Genomic DNA, 14,557 nt, shown 5'->3' on the forward strand with positions numbered 1-14,557 from the left:
AATTGACTTGCCAATTCATTTCGTCAGATTTACCATTTTCGTACCTTTGCACCATGATTCGTATTACTAAGATATTCACTTTTGAAACTGCACATGTACTTTACAATTACGATGGCAAGTGTAAGAACATGCATGGACATTCTTATAAACTCTTTGTTACAGTAAAAGGGACTCCCATCAATGATATTAACCATTGTAAAAACGGAATGGTGATAGACTTTGGGGACATTAAAAGCATTGTAAAAGAAGAAATTGTAGATGCTTGGGATCATGCTGTTTTGGTAAATGCTGCATCTCCACATGTAGATTTAGGTAAAGATTTGGAAACCAGGGGACACAAAGTAATATTTTGCCCCTATCAGCCTACCTGTGAAAATATGCTTTTAGATATTGCACAAAAAATTCAACGCAGGTTACCAGAGACCGTCTCTTTAGCCTATCTAAAACTCCACGAAACTGAAAATTCTTACGGTGAATGGTTTGCCGAAGACAATGAATAAAACTCATCTTTCATAAGATGTAGTTCTTATCAGAATCAAAAAAATGATTTATTAAAACCTACTTTCTAATCCATAATCACTTTTTCAATGCATACCATTGAACTTCAATCAGGTAAAAAGGTATATTTCTGCTCTGATCATCACCTTGGTGCTCCTACTCCTGCACTGAGCAAGCCGAGAGAGCTGAAGTTTCTTTCATGGTTAAAAATGATAGAAAAAGACGCACAAGCCCTTTTCATCATGGGAGATTTGTTTGATTTCTGGCACGATTGGAAGTTTGTAGTTCCCAGAGGTTTCGTGAGAATATTAGGAAAACTTGCAGAGATGCAAGACCAAGGTATTCAGATTTATTTCTTCACGGGCAATCATGACCTTTGGGTGAGAGATTATTTTGAAACAGAAATTGGATGCACTGTTTTCCAAAACAAACAAATATTTCATATTCAAGGTAAAAAAATGCTCTTAGCTCATGGTGACGGATTAGGCCCTGGAGACAAAGGCTATAAGAGGATGAAAAAACTTTTTACCCACCCATTGGCACAATGGGCTTTCCGATGGATACACCCTGATATTTCCATGAAGATAGCCACTTATCTTTCCACCCAAAATAAAATGATTTCGGGCAAAGAAGATGAAAAATTTTTAGGCGAAGACAAAGAGTTTCTGATTCAATATTGCAAAAAGAAATTAGAAACAGCCCATTATGATTATTTCATCTTCGGACACCGCCATCTTCCCATGGTATTAGATTTAAAAGAGAATACTTCTCAATACATTAACCTTGGCGATTGGATTTCCTATTTTACTTATGGGGAATTTTCAGAAAAATTTGAATTAAAGAAATTCGAAGGTTAACAATAAGTTTAAAAAAAGGCAATGTGGTAAAAAATGGTACTTTTATAATTGATAAAAAATGCTTATATTTCGCACATTGATTGGAAGAGGAAACAAGCTCTGCTGAGGAATAAGCGAGAAAAAGCGAATAGCTTTTACGAAGGTTACGAACATAGTTCATTGTCAGCAATACAATCAATGTTCAAAACGATAGTTTTAGGGGTGAGTTTTTCTCACCCTTTTTTATTAAAACTATCGGATGAACCCTATGGCTAAAAAAACCTTATCCCCCTTGATTTTTAAAATATAAATACCATTTTATAAAGTTCTTTTTAGCCTCAAAACGAAGTCCTCTATGCAAGGTTAATTTCTCTTTCAAATGCGTAAAATAGGCTTCTAAACGATTGGTAGTATAAGGGATTTCACTATCTTTCAGATATGCAAACATATTGGGTAAGGCATTGATAATATGATAAGTAGCTAAGTGTAGATTTTTATGTTTAAACCACTGAAATCCAGATTCTTCATTCATTGATTTTTCTTCTATAAAATATTGATTTTCAACATACCACTGGTAAAATCTATTTACCCAATCGTTAGCCTGTTCATTGGTTTTTAGATGCGTAATTTCTTTGGATAAACACAAAAGCTGTTGGCTAATAAAATGTTTTGGGCTACCACTTAAATAGTTCTTAATCTGTCGTTTAATATGCACTAAACATCTTTGGATAATCACCTCTGGAAACACCTTTTTTACCGCTCCTAAAATAGATTTATGCCCATCGCAGGTTACACTGTAAACTGCCACATTCAGCTTCTTTAAGTTTTCCAAATCTTGCTTTATATCACGAAGTTTTTCCTTGTTGGTTTGGCGGTAAAGTTGCACATATCGAATGTCATAATCGTAGTAGAGTATCAGGCATAATCCATTGGAAAAGTAGGTGCCATCAATCAAGAGATGAACCTTTGTCTTGCTTTTGATGCTGAGGGTAGGAACTTGTGAAAGGTAATGTTTAAAGAGGTTTTGAAGGGTAGATTGGCTCATTGAGCTATCCCTCGAAAGGGTTTTATAGACTTGCCTTTCCATTATCCATTTTCTGAACCAAATGAATTGATTTTTTCTTTTTACACCAATGTTTTTAATCGTAAAATTTGCCTGACAATCTCCACATTGAAAGCGTTGTTTTCCATTTCTTTTTCCTTTTTTGATGATGTGATTAGAATCACAAACTGGACATTTTTTATTCGTTTTGGACATAAAATAAGAGTTATAATGAAACCACTTTCATTATAACTCTTATAAGTCTATAAAAGACAATGCTTTACAAGGTTTTTAAGCACCATTTTTTGTTATATTGTCTAAAAAAAAGAAAGCTACCTTGATAGGCAGCTTTCTTTTTAGTATGAGAATCTTTTCAAAAGATTATTTCTTTAAGAATGCATCTACATCATCAGCATTCATTACTTTTTCTTCGAAAACATAAGCTCCAGTTTTAGGAGACTTTACCATTTTCACTACTTTCGTCATCTTTTTAGATGATCCATCTTTAAGCGTTGCTACTACTTTCTTTGCCATTGTATGGTTCTTTAATAGTGATTATTTAATTTCTTTGTGTACGGTTACTTTCTTCAAGAAAGGATTGTATTTTTTAAGTTCCAATCTTTCCGTAGTATTTTTCTTATTTTTAGTGGTAATATAACGGCTCATTCCTGGAACGCCGGCTTCTTTTTGCTCTGTACATTCCAATATTACCTGTACTCTATTTCCTTTTTTTGCCATGATTCCTATTATTTTTTAATAAAACCGTTTCTCTTTGCTCTTTCTATCGCTTCCTCGATACCTATCTTATTGATTACTCTTAATCCATGAGCTGATACTTTTAGCGTTACGCTTTCTTCAGTCTCTGGAAGATAAAACTTTTTCTCCAACAAATTAATCTCAAAACGACGCTTCGTTTTGTTGTTGGCATGAGATACATGGTTCCCCACCATAGCTCTCTTTCCTGTTATTTGGCAAATTCTTGACATATCTCGATGTTCTTTATTCGACTTAATTATTTGAGTGTGCAAAACTAAGTAATATTTCTTACATATACAAATACTTATAAAAATATTTCTTGAAATTTATATTTTCAGTCTTCGTGAAAGGGGTTACCATTTAATTTTTTTTCTCACCCATTGAATCCATGTGTAGAAAATAATGAATCCCAGCACGAAAATAGCCACTCTCGAAATCCAGTCTCCTGTCTTTGTATAGAATGTATGCTCCTCATAAAGCTGTGCTTTAGAAAAAAGCGTGGTACGGTCTCCATATAGCGTATGCTCCTCTACTTCTCCTAAAGCATTAATCTTGGCAGACATACCACTATTGGCAGAACGAACAATTTCTCTACGCGTTTCTATGGCTCTCAGTCTGGCATAAGAAAGCAACTGCCTATGCCCCTCACTCACCCCCCACCAACTGTCATTGGTAACAATGGCAAGGAGATTGGCTCCTTTTTTTACATATTCGGTAGTAAATTCACCATAAATACTTTCATAGCATATAATAGGGGCTGCCTTCATTTTATTGTAAGGATTGGCAAACACCATTCTTTCTTTATCTCTACCTAATGAAGCTATAGTACCTCCAAAATTCAGCATAGCATCCCCTAATATAGGTTTTAGCAAATGCATATATGGAAAAATCTCTACCCCAGGCACCAGCTTTCCTTTGTGATAAATCTCGGATAATCCGCTCTGAGTAATCTGTATGGCAGAGTTATAACTTTCAGCGGCATACTGATCATATTGATAGGCATTAGCGGGGGCTTCATCTATAGGAAAAACCCGATGGGTAGATAACCCCGCAATAAACACCGACTTAGGATGCTGCCGAACAAACTCTTGAATACTTTTCAGTGTAACACTATTCCCTATTCCCTTTTCTGAATATGAGCCATACCCTGGAAGTGCCGTCTCAGGAGCAAGAAACACATCTATCTGACCTTTGGCATTCTCCGCAGCCAATGCCAAAAGTTCCTCGGTAATTTGTAATGAATCTTTGGTGTATTTCTCAGTATAAGGATCTAATTCTGGCTGTAGCATGAGTACGCTAACCTCTCCTTTAGATTGAAAATCAAAGTGGTAATATTTATACCAAGAAATGAGCATCGGTATTACCATAATACCTATATAGATACTTGCATTTTTGATGAGTTCTTTTCTGCTTCTTTCCGCTTGCCATATTCTAATCGTATAAAAAAGAAAAACATTGGCTATCAATATCCATAATGAACCTCCCGTAGCCCCTAGCGTATCATACCACTGAATGAGCTTAGGATATTCAGCAAAAGCATTCCCCAGATTAAGCCACGGCCAAGTGAACTCCCACTCGAGATGAAACTTCTCAAATGCCATCCAGATACTTATCAAAAAAGCTAATCCCCAATAGGTTCCTTTCATTTTTTTGAAAAAAGAGTAAAAGGAAAATACCGAGGCATACAAAAGGCTATTCACCAATACAGGGAACAAAACCGCCATCAAGGAAGGGGTTCCGTCTGGACTCTGGGCATGATACAGCCAGCCTGTGGTTACCGCATTCCATATTAAAAATGTGAGATAGGAAAGCCCAAAAATTTTCCAGCCTTTATATTGAGTAGAAGAAAAAAGCCTAAGCTGATGTTCTGCTAATAATAAAGGGACAAGTGCAAAAAATATGAAAAATGGTATTCCGTAAGTAGGCCAAGAAAGGGATAAAAGAACCCCCGAAATGAGAGACAAAATAAGATACTGCATAAAACATTGTAATTAAGAAGCAAAATTACAATAAAGACATGAGAAAGTCAAAAAGCGAACAGCTGTAACAAGATGATGAAATTAATTAGCTTTGTGTAGCTTCCTTTCTGCCATCCATCGTTTTATTTTGAGTCCCAGAAGCACCAATAGATATTTCAGTTTACTTTGAGGATAATGGTATTTTTTAGAAAAAATTTGCATGGCACCATAAAATCTTTCTAGATATACCTCATCTTTTACGGTGCTTTCTCCTTTGTAGTGAAGTACCGTGGAAGCCCCATAGTACCAGTTAGTATAACCATGCTGTAAAAAAGTATAGCATAAATCTATATCTTCTCCATACATAAAATACGCTTCATCTAATCCTCCTATTCTTTGGTATTTTTCTTTTTCGCATAGTAAATACGCACCTGTCACCACTTCCACAGGAGCAATGGCACTCTGAGGAATATCATTTCTATAATAGCCTCTAGCATTTTGCTTTTTTGGAAAAAAAAGTTTGGTAAAAGAATCTGACAAGTTCGGAACTGAGCGTTTACTCTCAGGATGAAATTGATGATCTACATCTACCAATCTTACACCGATACAGCCTAATTTTTCCTGTTTTTCAGCAAAATGAATTACCTTCTCTATAGAGTCATCTAAAAACTCTGTATCAGGATTGAGGAGAAGAATATATTTACCATGTGCATGTTTTACCCCTAGATTATTCGCTTTAGAAAAACCTAAATTCTCATCAGAAACTAAAAAATTAGTTGAAGAAAATTGCGGAATAAGTCTTTTCCAATCCTTGTTAGGAGAAGCGTTATCCACCACAATCACTTCATGAGTAATCCCCTTAGCAAATCTCTGTATAGAAAGCAAACACTGCTCTAGGTGCTGTGCTACATTATAGTGAACAATGATGATACTCAGGGTAACAGGCATTTCAGATATTCGTTTTATTTCTAAAGCGTAAAAATAAATATTTCATTTGATACAATAATGAATAAAAAAAACTTTCTACCTTAGAAATGATTTTTTGTTCTTCTAAGCGTTGAAGATTTTGCTGAAAGCCTTTTGCCATAGCAGATAAGTCAGCTGAAAGCCCTGATGCTCCGAAACTTTTTTTTCCACCTCCTGCTGTAATAAGATTTTCATCCCAAATTCCCATGGTAAAAAATCGGGAAATCATCAGCCACAGATAATGATCTTCGGCATGTCTTTGCCCTTCTACAAAATCACCTGTTTTTTCTAAGATTTTCTTTTTAAAAATCACAGTAGAGGGCTGAATTTCATTCCGAAAAAGCATTTGACGAAAAGAAACAGGAGCATATCCCTTTGCATTTACCTTATAAGGAAAAAGTAATTTCTGCGGATGCCTTCTACACGCTAAGAAGTCTAAATGAAATTCTCTCATTTTCTGAAGCTGAATTTTTGTTTTTTCAGAATGCCAAACATCATCGGCATCTAAAAAAGCAATATACTCCCCTTTTGCCATTTTCATACCCACATTCCTTGCCGATGCCACACCTTGATTGGTTTGATGGATTAAATAAATAGGAAAATGCGGATACTGTGCCTGGATCTTTTCTATAACGGCATGTCCTTGATCGGTACTGCCATCGTTCACGCAGATAACTTCCATACGGTCTATCCCCTGCTGATGGATAGCAGAAAGAATGGCCTTTTGTATCGTGTTTTCGGCATTGTAAAAAGGAATAATGATAGATACTTGCATGCGTATTATAAAGATTCATGGTAAGGCGTTCTTTGCTGGATAGATCTTGCCAAAGAGCGTTCATCTGCATATTCCAGTTCGTCTCCTATGGATATTCCTCGGGCAATAGAAGTAAAAATAATAGGTTGATTTTTTATTTTCTTATAGATATAATACGCTGTGGTATCTCCCTCCATGGTAGCACTGAGTGCAAAGATGATTTCTTTAATATACCCTTGAGCTACTTTTTTTTCCACGGAATGAATATTCAGCTGATGCGGAGCGATGCCTTCCATAGGAGATATTTTCCCTCCTAGCACCAAATATTTCCCTTGGTATTTTCCCGTATTCTCTATTGCCATTACATCTCTCACATCTTCCACGATGCAAAGCTGGGTTTCATCTCTTGCAGCATTTGAACAGATATCACAAATTTCAGAATCTGAAAAATTATGACATTCTTTACAATAATGAATATCAGAAACGAGTGCTTCTATTGCCTGTGCTAAAGATACGCCCACGCGTGATGGCTGCTTCACCAGATGAAGTGCCAACCGGAGTGCTGATTTTTTACCTATGCCTGGTAATCCTGATATTTCTTCTACCGCCTTACCTAAAACTTTGCTTGGATATTCCATAGGTGCAAAGATAATACCTTTTTATTGAGGAGGAGCTGAAGATGAATTTTAGAAGTTAGAAGTTGGAAAGTAGAGGTTAGAGATTAGAAATTGTACAATGTATAAAGTATAATGTACAAAGATTTTGAAGGTTAAAAAATGAAAAGCTAATCGCTATCCACCCAAATTGAACTGCATGTATTGACTCCATCGGAGTCAAATATGTGTAATCATAATATTTGTTTTGTTATTCGACTCCATCGGGGTCGAATGTTATATGCTACCGTATTCCATGCTATAAAGATATGACCTCTACGAGGTCAGACCAAAAGCCTACTGCTTACTGCCTATTGCTTACTGCTTTTAGAAATGAGAAGTTGGAAAGTAGAGGTTAGAAAGCTAAAAAGTGAAAAGCCAACAGACAGTAGCCAACCGCTAAAAGCCTCCTGCTTATAGTGTCTGTATAAGGCTCTATATTTATCATCAGAAAAATTTAAATAAGCTCTTTTAATTTAGAAATTACATCTCGAAAAAAATAAGTGATTGATTTATTGGTGGAATCAAAAAAAAGTTCTAATTTTGCAGTCCGAAATATAGTGTTTCGAGGTGAGATAAGGGACACTATATAAATAATAAATGCTTCCACATTGATTATTTATTAATTCATTTAAACAACAACAATGGCTAAGAAAGTCTTTAAAATGGTTAAACTTCAGGTGAAGGGTGGTGCAGCTAACCCATCTCCGCCAGTAGGTCCAGCTTTGGGTTCTGCAGGGGTGAACATCATGGAGTTTTGTAAACAATTTAACGGAAGAACGCAAGATAAGCCAGGGCAAGTTTTACCAGTAGTGATTACTGTGTACGAAGACAAATCTTTTGACTTCGTGATTAAAACTCCACCAGCAGCAGTTCAATTATTAGAAGCGGCTAAGCTAAAAGGAGGCTCTGGAGAACCGAATCGTAATAAAGTAGGTTCAGTATCTTGGGAACAGATTCAGAAAATTGCAGAAGATAAGATGGCAGACCTTAACTGCTTTACCCTTGATGCTGCAATGAGCATGGTAGCGGGAACTGCTCGCTCTATGGGTGTGAAAGTAACAGGAACTAAACCAACTAACGCTTAAGATTCAAGGATATGGCAAAATTGACTAAAAAACAAAAAGAAGCTTTAAGCAAAGTTGAAAAAGGTAGAATCTATAATTTAGATGAAGCTACCGCTTTGGTAAAAGAAGTAAATACTGCGAAATTTGATGCTTCTGTGGATATTGCTGTAAGATTGGGTGTAGATCCAAGAAAAGCAAATCAAATGGTAAGAGGAGTAGTTTCTCTTCCGCATGGAACAGGTAAGGATGTAAAAGTACTTGCCCTTGTAACACCAGACAAAGAGGCAGAAGCTAAAGAAGCAGGTGCAGATTTCGTAGGACTAGATGAGTACCTAGAAAAAATTAAGAACGGATGGACAGATGTAGATGTTATCGTAACTATGCCAGCCGTGATGGGTAAACTCGGTCCTTTGGGTAGAGTGCTTGGTCCAAGAGGATTGATGCCTAACCCTAAATCAGGAACAGTTACTATGGAAATCGGGAAAGCGGTTTCTGAAGTGAAGTCTGGAAAGATTGATTTTAAAGTAGATAAATACGGTATTGTACACGCTGCAATCGGAAAAGTTTCTTTCGATGCTCAAAAATTGAAAGAAAATGCAGTAGAATTACTTCAAACACTTCAAAAATTGAAGCCTACTGCAGCTAAAGGTACTTATGTGAAATCAGTGTACCTTTCTTCTACGATGAGTCCAGGTATTGCTGTTGATACTAAATCTGTAAACTAAAATTTGAAAGACAATGACTAAAGAAGATAAAGTATTAGTAATACAAGAGATAAAAGATTTGCTACAAGATGCAAAAGTAGTCTATGTAGCAGATTTGGAAGGACTTAATGCAGCAAAGTCTTCAGAGTTTAGAAGACAGGCATTCAAGAGCAATGTGAAAGTAAAGGTGGTAAAAAATACCCTTTTACAAAAAGCAATGGAACAGGTAGAAGGTGTAGATTACTCTGAAATGTTCCCTACTTTTAAAGGAAATTCAGCTTTGATGATTGCTGAAACGGCAAATGCTCCAGCAAAATTAATCAAAGATTTCCGTAAGAAAGAGGAAAAACCAGCACTTAAGTCTGCGTATGTTCAGGAAACTTTCTACATCGGAGATAAAGAATTAGAAACACTTTCTAATATCAAATCTAAGGAAGAGATGCTTGGAGAAATCATCGGATTACTTCAGTCTCCTATCCAAAGATTGGTTTCTGCTTTACAAAATAAGGCAGATAACGAAGGGGGAAATGAAGAAACCCCAACTGCGGAGGCAGCAGAATAAGACACTCAAAAAAAATAATATAATCGTTCAACAATTAAAACATTATTACAATGTCAGATTTAAAAAATTTAGCGGAAACGCTTGTTAACCTTACTGTTAAAGATGTAAACGAATTGGCAACTATCCTTAAAGAGGAGTACGGAATTGAACCAGCTGCTGCAGCCGTGGTAGTATCTGGTGCTGCTGGTGGTGGAGAAGCTGCTGAAGAAAAATCAGAATTCGATGTAATCTTGAAATCTGCAGGTGCTTCTAAACTTGCAGTAGTTAAATTAGTAAAAGACTTGACAGGTGCTGGTCTTAAAGAAGCAAAAGACATCGTAGATGGTGCTCCTGCTCCAATCAAGCAAGGTGTTCCAAAAGATGAGGCTGAAGCTCTTAAGAAGCAACTTGAAGAGGCTGGTGCTGAAATCGAATTGAAATAATTTGTTTCATACTATACCTATAAAAACCGTTTCCTTTTGGGAACGGTTTTTTATTTGTCTTCAGCCATTACTAAGACGCTTATTTTGTTTCCTTCTCCGCTTTTTAGGAGTTGCCATGCTGCTGAAGCAATGGTATTGCCCGTGGTATAGACATCATCAATGAGTAAAAAATGCGTGTCATGATAGGGCTGTGTACATTCAAAAATATTTTGAGTAATATATCTTTCTTCTTTTGATTTTTGAGCTTGTGCTTTTCGGTGGATTTTTCTTCTTAAAGCGTTGTGTTCTACGGGAATTTTAAAGTGATTTCCTATTATGGTGCAGAACTGGGTCAGCTGGTTATAGCCACGGTCTCTCCTTTTCTTTTCATGAATAGGAATATAAGTAATAAGGTCAATTTCTGAAGGTAATTCGCTCAGTTTTGAGATGAATAGCTCAGCAAAAAATCTTCCTATGATTTCTCTATGTTTGTATTTCAGCTGATGTATTGCCATCTGAACGGGAGAAGATTTTACAAATTCAAACAAAGCATAAGCGTTTTCTATAGGGAAATGTACCCTACATCTTTTGGCAAAATCATTCGTTCCATTGAAATTATAATGAGCCAAAGCTACTTGATCCCAACAGGCATTGCATATCCATTCATAAGCTTCAATCATTCGAGTGCAATGCAAACAGCGATTTGGAAAAAGTAAATCTAAAAGCATAGCCTCTTTTTTTTACCAAAATTAATAAAAAATAGTGTTCCATATCATGAACTTGTCTTCATCTTTTTTTCTTAAATTTTCTAAATTTTGAGATGATTTTAACAATGAATCTTTAAACATGAGTTGTATTTATAACAACTTCAATGATGTGGAAAATTAAATGCGTTTTTTTTTCGATTTTTTTTTGTTTCTCTTTATATTTGGAGAAACTATATTATAGGGTATCATTTGTTTTTAAATACAGGTGAAAGATATTTTGATAATTTAGACATTTAATAAAATTAGCCATGCCATTTACAAAAGAGGAAAGAAAAGAATTGACTGCCATTAAGGGGATAGGAGACACATTCGTTACCCGTTTGGAACAAATGGGTTTGGATACGATGGAAAAATTGGCCAATGCTTCTGTAGAATACATTTTGTCTTCAGGAGCAGAACTTACGGGAAGTACTTGCTATAAAAATAGTCCTCAAGCTCGTAAAGCTGCAGAAGAAGCTATTTATTATGCAGAAGAAAAATTGAGAAAATAGATATTAATTGTAAAATCAATCGTATAAATGTTCTGACAGACTGGTATGTAGTAAGAGCATGATGCGAAAAGGTAATTATGGATATCCGATATCGACAAAGATTTGCAAATTACTCCAAGGCATTAGAGCAGTTGGAAAAAGGACTTCGTTATTTTGAGCAAGAACAAGAGCATGAAGAATTAGCGGAGGTCATCCGAACTTCAGTGATTAAATCTTTTGAATTTTCTTTTGAACTTGCTTGGAATTTGATGAAAGATTACGCTATTTACCAGGGTATTCCTAATGTAGCAGGCTCAAGGGATGCCATTCGTGAGGCATTTTCTATGGGACTCATCTCAGAGGAAATGCAATTTACATGGAAAGAAATGATTCTTAGCCGAAATCAGAGTAGTCATATTTATAATGAAAGTACGGCGGAGGATATTTTTAGGAAGATAAAAGAGGAATACATGGATGCTTTTTATGAATTTTGGCAAACGATGAAAACGCGTCAGGATGAGTAAATTTGGACTTAAAGCAGAAGTAATAGAGCAGATGAATAATGTTTTTTCAAGATTTAAAAATATAGAAAAAGTATTGATTTATGGCTCAAGAGCAAAGGGGAATTTCCGATACAATTCGGATATAGACTTGTCTCTTTTGGGAGCAATCTCCTATAATGATTTGCTCAAAATAGAAATGCAGTTGGATGATTTATTGTTGCCATATAAGATTGACTTATCGGTGTTTGAAAAAATTGAAAATGAAGATTTAAAGGAGCATATCAGAAGAGTGGGGAAAGTATTTGCTTGTTGAAAATAAAAAAACACATGAAGTTTTAAAGTACAGATAAAGAATCTTAAGATGATTTAACTATCCTGTTTTCAATTGAATATCAATCCCCAAATATCTCGTGTTCATTTTTTATGAGCGATAAAAAAATATAATATTTAGTAATAGAAAAATTTAGAAAAACTCTTTTGGAAAGAAGAAAAGAAATATGAAACAGTATAGTAATTTTTATTTCATTGGAATTGGAGGGATTGGGATGAGTGCCTTGGCGAGGTATTTTCATTCTATCGGGAAAAAAGTTTTGGGCTATGATAAAACCGAAACCCAACTGACCAAAACGCTCCAAGCGGAGGGCATTTCAATTTCTTTTGAAGATACAATAGATGCCGAAATAGTGAATTTGAAAAAAGAAGATACACTGGTCATCTTTACTCCGGCCATTAAGCAGTTGGGAATCATGGATTACTTCCAGCACCAGGGTTTTGAAGTGCTAAAGCGGGCTAAGGTTTTAGGTATGATTACGGAAGATACCCGTTGTATTGCAGTAGCAGGAACGCATGGTAAGACTACCACCTCTAGTCTTGTGGCTCATCTCTGTAAAGAAGCGGGGTTGCCATTTTCAGCATTTCTAGGGGGGATTTCTGAAAATTTCAAATCTAATTTTTTATTTCATGGAAGTGAATACTCCGTGGTAGAAGCAGACGAATACGATAGAAGCTTTTTGAATTTGTTTCCTGATTGGGCAATTATTACCTCTACGGATGCCGATCATTTAGATATCTACGGAGATACGGCAACTATTCAAAAAGGGTTTCATGATTTTGCGAGTTTGGTGGCTGAAGAAAAACAAATTTTCGTGAGAAAAGGTATTGATATTGGTAGAAATGCGATAACTTATGCCGTAAATGATAAGGCAGATTATTACTCGGATAATTTGAAGATGAAAGAGGATAAAATTACCTTTGATTTTCATTTGCCTAATGGAGAAGTTTATCCTTTTGAATGGGAAATTCCAGGCGTTCATAATGTGGAAAATGCTACGGCGGCATTGGCAGTTTTGTATAATTTAGGAGTGGGAATAGAAACTTTAAAAAATGCTTTGGCGAGTTTTAGAGGCATCAAAAGACGATATACGAAGCACTCTTTTGCCAATGGGAAAGTGTATGTAGATGATTATGCTCATCATCCTACAGAACTAGATGCAGTGATGGGCTCCATCCGTACTTTTTATCCTAATAAGAAATTATTGGTAGCATTTCAGCCCCATTTATTCAGTAGAACGAAAGATTTCGCAGAGGGCTTTGCTCAAAGCCTAAGCCAAGCGGATGAGCTGATTTTGCTAGACATTTACCCAGCAAGAGAATTGCAAGAAAATTTTTTAGGAATTACTTCCAATTGGTTATTAGAAAAAGTAACTTTGCAAAAAAAAGAAGTTTCTACACTTTCAGAAGCATTGGATAAGATAAAAAATAAAGATTTTGATGTGCTTCTTACCGTGGGAGCAGGGAGTATAGATAGGCTCTATGATGGCATCGTGGAGTGGCTGGATAAAAAACAATAGGTCGCATGAAAAACAAATGGCGTTTATTAAAAATATTTTCTACAATAATCATTTTCGGGTTATTGATGTATTTTTCATTGACTCGGTTTAATGAAAAAAAAATGGAAGATATTTTGGTCCATTTTGTGAGCAGTGACGATGAAAAAGTATATTTCCTAGATGAAAAAAGAGTCATTGATTTTGTCAAGAGTAAAAATCCTTCTGGCAAAGTAGGAGATATTGATATTCCTTATTTAGAGAAAGAAATAAATCATTTTCCTTCTGTAGATAGTGCCAATGTGTACCTCAATCTGAATGGAAAACTGCATATAGATATTCAGCAGAGAGTACCCAAATTTAGACTTTCCAAGGGAGATATGAACTACTATGTAGATGGTGATGCTCAGGAATTTCCTACCTCTCCTCATTATGCCCATGATGTGATGCTGGTTTCTGGAAATGTGAAAAGAACAGAATATCAGAAGTTAATAGAATTGGTGGATAAGATAAAGAACGATACTTTTTCTAAAAAATACTATATAGGGATAGTCAAAGAAAAAGAGAATAATTATTACTTAATCACCCAAGATGGACATTTTAAGGTGGAACTGGGAGACCTTCACCAGCTGGATTATAAGTTATCAGGTTTTAAAAAATTTATGGAGAAATATTTGATGTATCAAGACCCAAGGAAATATACCAAGATTTCACTTCGTTTTGATAATCAAATTGTAACAACACTAAGAAAAGGTTATCAGCCAGAAGAAAATAAAAAAGCGGAATAGAGCATA

General features: G+C 35.6%; 20 protein-coding genes. 11 read left to right on the forward strand and 9 right to left on the reverse strand.

The genetic code is table 11. The features are described 5' to 3' along the window. Positions 1–53: 53 nt before the first annotated feature. The gene (locus tag HMPREF9699_RS03170; RefSeq protein ID WP_002662362.1) at positions 54–500 is read left to right on the forward strand and encodes a 6-pyruvoyl trahydropterin synthase family protein; all 447 of its coding nucleotides are present in this window, start codon (positions 54–56) and stop codon (positions 498–500) included. A gap of 87 nt (positions 501–587) precedes the next feature. Next, the gene (locus HMPREF9699_RS03175; RefSeq protein WP_002662363.1) at positions 588–1,355 is read left to right on the forward strand and encodes a UDP-2,3-diacylglucosamine diphosphatase; all 768 of its coding nucleotides are present in this window, start codon (positions 588–590) and stop codon (positions 1,353–1,355) included. Between the two features lie 262 nt (positions 1,356–1,617). Here the strand turns inward: HMPREF9699_RS03175 and HMPREF9699_RS03180 are convergent, their stop codons facing one another. From HMPREF9699_RS03180 to recR, 8 genes are all read right to left on the reverse strand, one after another. Then, a complete protein-coding gene (locus HMPREF9699_RS03180) occupies positions 1,618–2,592 on the reverse strand; it encodes an IS256 family transposase, variant Zn-binding type (RefSeq protein WP_002661810.1) in 975 nt (324 codons plus the stop codon). Positions 2,593–2,757: 165 nt separating this feature from the next. After that, a complete protein-coding gene (locus HMPREF9699_RS10950; RefSeq protein ID WP_002662365.1) occupies positions 2,758–2,910 on the reverse strand; it encodes a DUF4295 domain-containing protein in 153 nt (50 codons plus the stop codon). A 21-nt stretch (positions 2,911–2,931) separates the two neighbouring features. After that, positions 2,932–3,114 (reverse strand): 50S ribosomal protein L33, encoded by a 183-nt coding sequence (gene rpmG, locus HMPREF9699_RS03185; protein WP_002662366.1) that lies wholly within the window; start codon positions 3,112–3,114, stop codon positions 2,932–2,934. An 8-nt stretch (positions 3,115–3,122) separates the two neighbouring features. Continuing rightward, positions 3,123–3,362 (reverse strand): 50S ribosomal protein L28, encoded by a 240-nt coding sequence (rpmB, locus tag HMPREF9699_RS03190; protein ID WP_002662367.1) that lies wholly within the window; start codon positions 3,360–3,362, stop codon positions 3,123–3,125. Between the two features lie 123 nt (positions 3,363–3,485). Continuing rightward, complete coding sequence (gene lnt / locus HMPREF9699_RS03195) at positions 3,486–5,111, reverse strand: apolipoprotein N-acyltransferase (RefSeq protein WP_002662368.1); 1,626 nt, start codon at positions 5,109–5,111, stop codon at positions 3,486–3,488. An 81-nt stretch (positions 5,112–5,192) separates the two neighbouring features. Beyond that, positions 5,193–6,038, reverse strand: coding sequence for a glycosyltransferase family 2 protein (locus tag HMPREF9699_RS03200; protein WP_002662369.1), 846 nt, complete (start codon positions 6,036–6,038; stop codon positions 5,193–5,195). 1 nt (position 6,039) lies between these two features. Further along, positions 6,040–6,831 (reverse strand): glycosyltransferase family 2 protein, encoded by a 792-nt coding sequence (locus tag HMPREF9699_RS03205; RefSeq protein ID WP_002662370.1) that lies wholly within the window; start codon positions 6,829–6,831, stop codon positions 6,040–6,042. A 5-nt stretch (positions 6,832–6,836) separates the two neighbouring features. Continuing rightward, positions 6,837–7,448 carry a recombination mediator RecR gene (recR, locus tag HMPREF9699_RS03210; RefSeq protein ID WP_002662372.1) on the reverse strand — a complete coding sequence of 204 codons (612 nt, stop codon included), beginning with the start codon at positions 7,446–7,448 and terminating at the stop codon, positions 6,837–6,839. Positions 7,449–8,107: 659 nt separating this feature from the next. On the opposite strand from recR, the gene rplK reads away from it, so the two are divergent. The 4 genes from rplK to rplL are packed head-to-tail and all read left to right on the forward strand — an operon-like array spanning position 8,108 to position 10,218. Next, positions 8,108–8,551 carry a 50S ribosomal protein L11 gene (gene rplK / locus HMPREF9699_RS03215; RefSeq protein WP_002662373.1) on the forward strand — a complete coding sequence of 148 codons (444 nt, stop codon included), beginning with the start codon at positions 8,108–8,110 and terminating at the stop codon, positions 8,549–8,551. 11 nt (positions 8,552–8,562) lie between these two features. Further along, on the forward strand, positions 8,563–9,255 hold the full coding sequence (gene rplA / locus HMPREF9699_RS03220) for a 50S ribosomal protein L1 (protein WP_002662375.1): 693 nt from the start codon (positions 8,563–8,565) through the stop codon (positions 9,253–9,255). A 13-nt stretch (positions 9,256–9,268) separates the two neighbouring features. Further along, the gene (gene rplJ / locus HMPREF9699_RS03225) at positions 9,269–9,796 is read left to right on the forward strand and encodes a 50S ribosomal protein L10 (RefSeq protein ID WP_002662377.1); all 528 of its coding nucleotides are present in this window, start codon (positions 9,269–9,271) and stop codon (positions 9,794–9,796) included. 50 nt (positions 9,797–9,846) lie between these two features. Next, positions 9,847–10,218 carry a 50S ribosomal protein L7/L12 gene (gene rplL / locus HMPREF9699_RS03230; RefSeq protein WP_002662378.1) on the forward strand — a complete coding sequence of 124 codons (372 nt, stop codon included), beginning with the start codon at positions 9,847–9,849 and terminating at the stop codon, positions 10,216–10,218. Positions 10,219–10,268: 50 nt separating this feature from the next. On the opposite strand, the gene HMPREF9699_RS03235 is transcribed toward rplL, so the two are convergent. Continuing rightward, on the reverse strand, positions 10,269–10,925 hold the full coding sequence (locus HMPREF9699_RS03235) for a ComF family protein (protein WP_002662381.1): 657 nt from the start codon (positions 10,923–10,925) through the stop codon (positions 10,269–10,271). A gap of 287 nt (positions 10,926–11,212) precedes the next feature. Between HMPREF9699_RS03235 and HMPREF9699_RS03240 the strand changes: the two genes are divergently transcribed. The 5 genes from HMPREF9699_RS03240 to HMPREF9699_RS03260 all read left to right on the forward strand — a co-directional run bounded on the left by HMPREF9699_RS03240 (position 11,213) and on the right by HMPREF9699_RS03260 (position 14,551). Next, a complete protein-coding gene (locus HMPREF9699_RS03240; protein WP_002662383.1) occupies positions 11,213–11,455 on the forward strand; it encodes a hypothetical protein in 243 nt (80 codons plus the stop codon). A 77-nt stretch (positions 11,456–11,532) separates the two neighbouring features. After that, positions 11,533–11,958 carry a nucleotidyltransferase substrate binding protein gene (locus HMPREF9699_RS03245; protein WP_002662386.1) on the forward strand — a complete coding sequence of 142 codons (426 nt, stop codon included), beginning with the start codon at positions 11,533–11,535 and terminating at the stop codon, positions 11,956–11,958. After that, complete coding sequence (locus HMPREF9699_RS03250) at positions 11,951–12,250, forward strand: nucleotidyltransferase domain-containing protein (protein ID WP_002662388.1); 300 nt, start codon at positions 11,951–11,953, stop codon at positions 12,248–12,250. Before HMPREF9699_RS03245 ends, HMPREF9699_RS03250 begins: the two co-directional genes overlap by 8 nt. A gap of 184 nt (positions 12,251–12,434) precedes the next feature. Continuing rightward, positions 12,435–13,787, forward strand: a complete 1,353-nt coding sequence (gene murC / locus HMPREF9699_RS03255) for a UDP-N-acetylmuramate--L-alanine ligase (RefSeq protein WP_002662391.1) — start codon at positions 12,435–12,437, stop codon at positions 13,785–13,787. Between the two features lie 101 nt (positions 13,788–13,888). Further along, positions 13,889–14,551 (forward strand): cell division protein FtsQ/DivIB, encoded by a 663-nt coding sequence (locus HMPREF9699_RS03260; RefSeq protein ID WP_245946078.1) that lies wholly within the window; start codon positions 13,889–13,891, stop codon positions 14,549–14,551. Positions 14,552–14,557 lie beyond the last annotated feature (6 nt).

Source organism: Bergeyella zoohelcum ATCC 43767, assembly GCF_000301075.1.
GTDB classification, from domain to species: Bacteria; Bacteroidota; Bacteroidia; order Flavobacteriales; family Weeksellaceae; genus Bergeyella; species Bergeyella zoohelcum.

What these genes read in the sequence shown, in the direction of transcription:
- HMPREF9699_RS03170 (WP_002662362.1), top strand. Translation starts at nt 54, where the DNA reads ATGATTCGTATTACTAAGATATTCACTTTTGAAACTGCACATGTACTT.
- HMPREF9699_RS03175 (WP_002662363.1), top strand. Translation starts at nt 588, where the DNA reads ATGCATACCATTGAACTTCAATCAGGTAAAAAGGTATATTTCTGCTCT.
- HMPREF9699_RS03180 (WP_002661810.1), bottom strand. Translation starts at nt 2,592, where the DNA reads ATGTCCAAAACGAATAAAAAATGTCCAGTTTGTGATTCTAATCACATC.
- HMPREF9699_RS10950 (WP_002662365.1), bottom strand. Translation starts at nt 2,910, where the DNA reads ATGGCAAAGAAAGTAGTAGCAACGCTTAAAGATGGATCATCTAAAAAG.
- rpmG (WP_002662366.1), bottom strand. Translation starts at nt 3,114, where the DNA reads ATGGCAAAAAAAGGAAATAGAGTACAGGTAATATTGGAATGTACAGAG.
- rpmB (WP_002662367.1), bottom strand. Translation starts at nt 3,362, where the DNA reads ATGTCAAGAATTTGCCAAATAACAGGAAAGAGAGCTATGGTGGGGAAC.
- lnt (WP_002662368.1), bottom strand. Translation starts at nt 5,111, where the DNA reads ATGCAGTATCTTATTTTGTCTCTCATTTCGGGGGTTCTTTTATCCCTT.
- HMPREF9699_RS03200 (WP_002662369.1), bottom strand. Translation starts at nt 6,038, where the DNA reads ATGCCTGTTACCCTGAGTATCATCATTGTTCACTATAATGTAGCACAG.
- HMPREF9699_RS03205 (WP_002662370.1), bottom strand. Translation starts at nt 6,831, where the DNA reads ATGCAAGTATCTATCATTATTCCTTTTTACAATGCCGAAAACACGATA.
- recR (WP_002662372.1), bottom strand. Translation starts at nt 7,448, where the DNA reads ATGGAATATCCAAGCAAAGTTTTAGGTAAGGCGGTAGAAGAAATATCA.
- rplK (WP_002662373.1), top strand. Translation starts at nt 8,108, where the DNA reads ATGGCTAAGAAAGTCTTTAAAATGGTTAAACTTCAGGTGAAGGGTGGT.
- rplA (WP_002662375.1), top strand. Translation starts at nt 8,563, where the DNA reads ATGGCAAAATTGACTAAAAAACAAAAAGAAGCTTTAAGCAAAGTTGAA.
- rplJ (WP_002662377.1), top strand. Translation starts at nt 9,269, where the DNA reads ATGACTAAAGAAGATAAAGTATTAGTAATACAAGAGATAAAAGATTTG.
- rplL (WP_002662378.1), top strand. Translation starts at nt 9,847, where the DNA reads ATGTCAGATTTAAAAAATTTAGCGGAAACGCTTGTTAACCTTACTGTT.
- HMPREF9699_RS03235 (WP_002662381.1), bottom strand. Translation starts at nt 10,925, where the DNA reads ATGCTTTTAGATTTACTTTTTCCAAATCGCTGTTTGCATTGCACTCGA.
- HMPREF9699_RS03240 (WP_002662383.1), top strand. Translation starts at nt 11,213, where the DNA reads ATGCCATTTACAAAAGAGGAAAGAAAAGAATTGACTGCCATTAAGGGG.
- HMPREF9699_RS03245 (WP_002662386.1), top strand. Translation starts at nt 11,533, where the DNA reads ATGGATATCCGATATCGACAAAGATTTGCAAATTACTCCAAGGCATTA.
- HMPREF9699_RS03250 (WP_002662388.1), top strand. Translation starts at nt 11,951, where the DNA reads ATGAGTAAATTTGGACTTAAAGCAGAAGTAATAGAGCAGATGAATAAT.
- murC (WP_002662391.1), top strand. Translation starts at nt 12,435, where the DNA reads ATGAAACAGTATAGTAATTTTTATTTCATTGGAATTGGAGGGATTGGG.
- HMPREF9699_RS03260 (WP_245946078.1), top strand. Translation starts at nt 13,889, where the DNA reads ATGGAAGATATTTTGGTCCATTTTGTGAGCAGTGACGATGAAAAAGTA.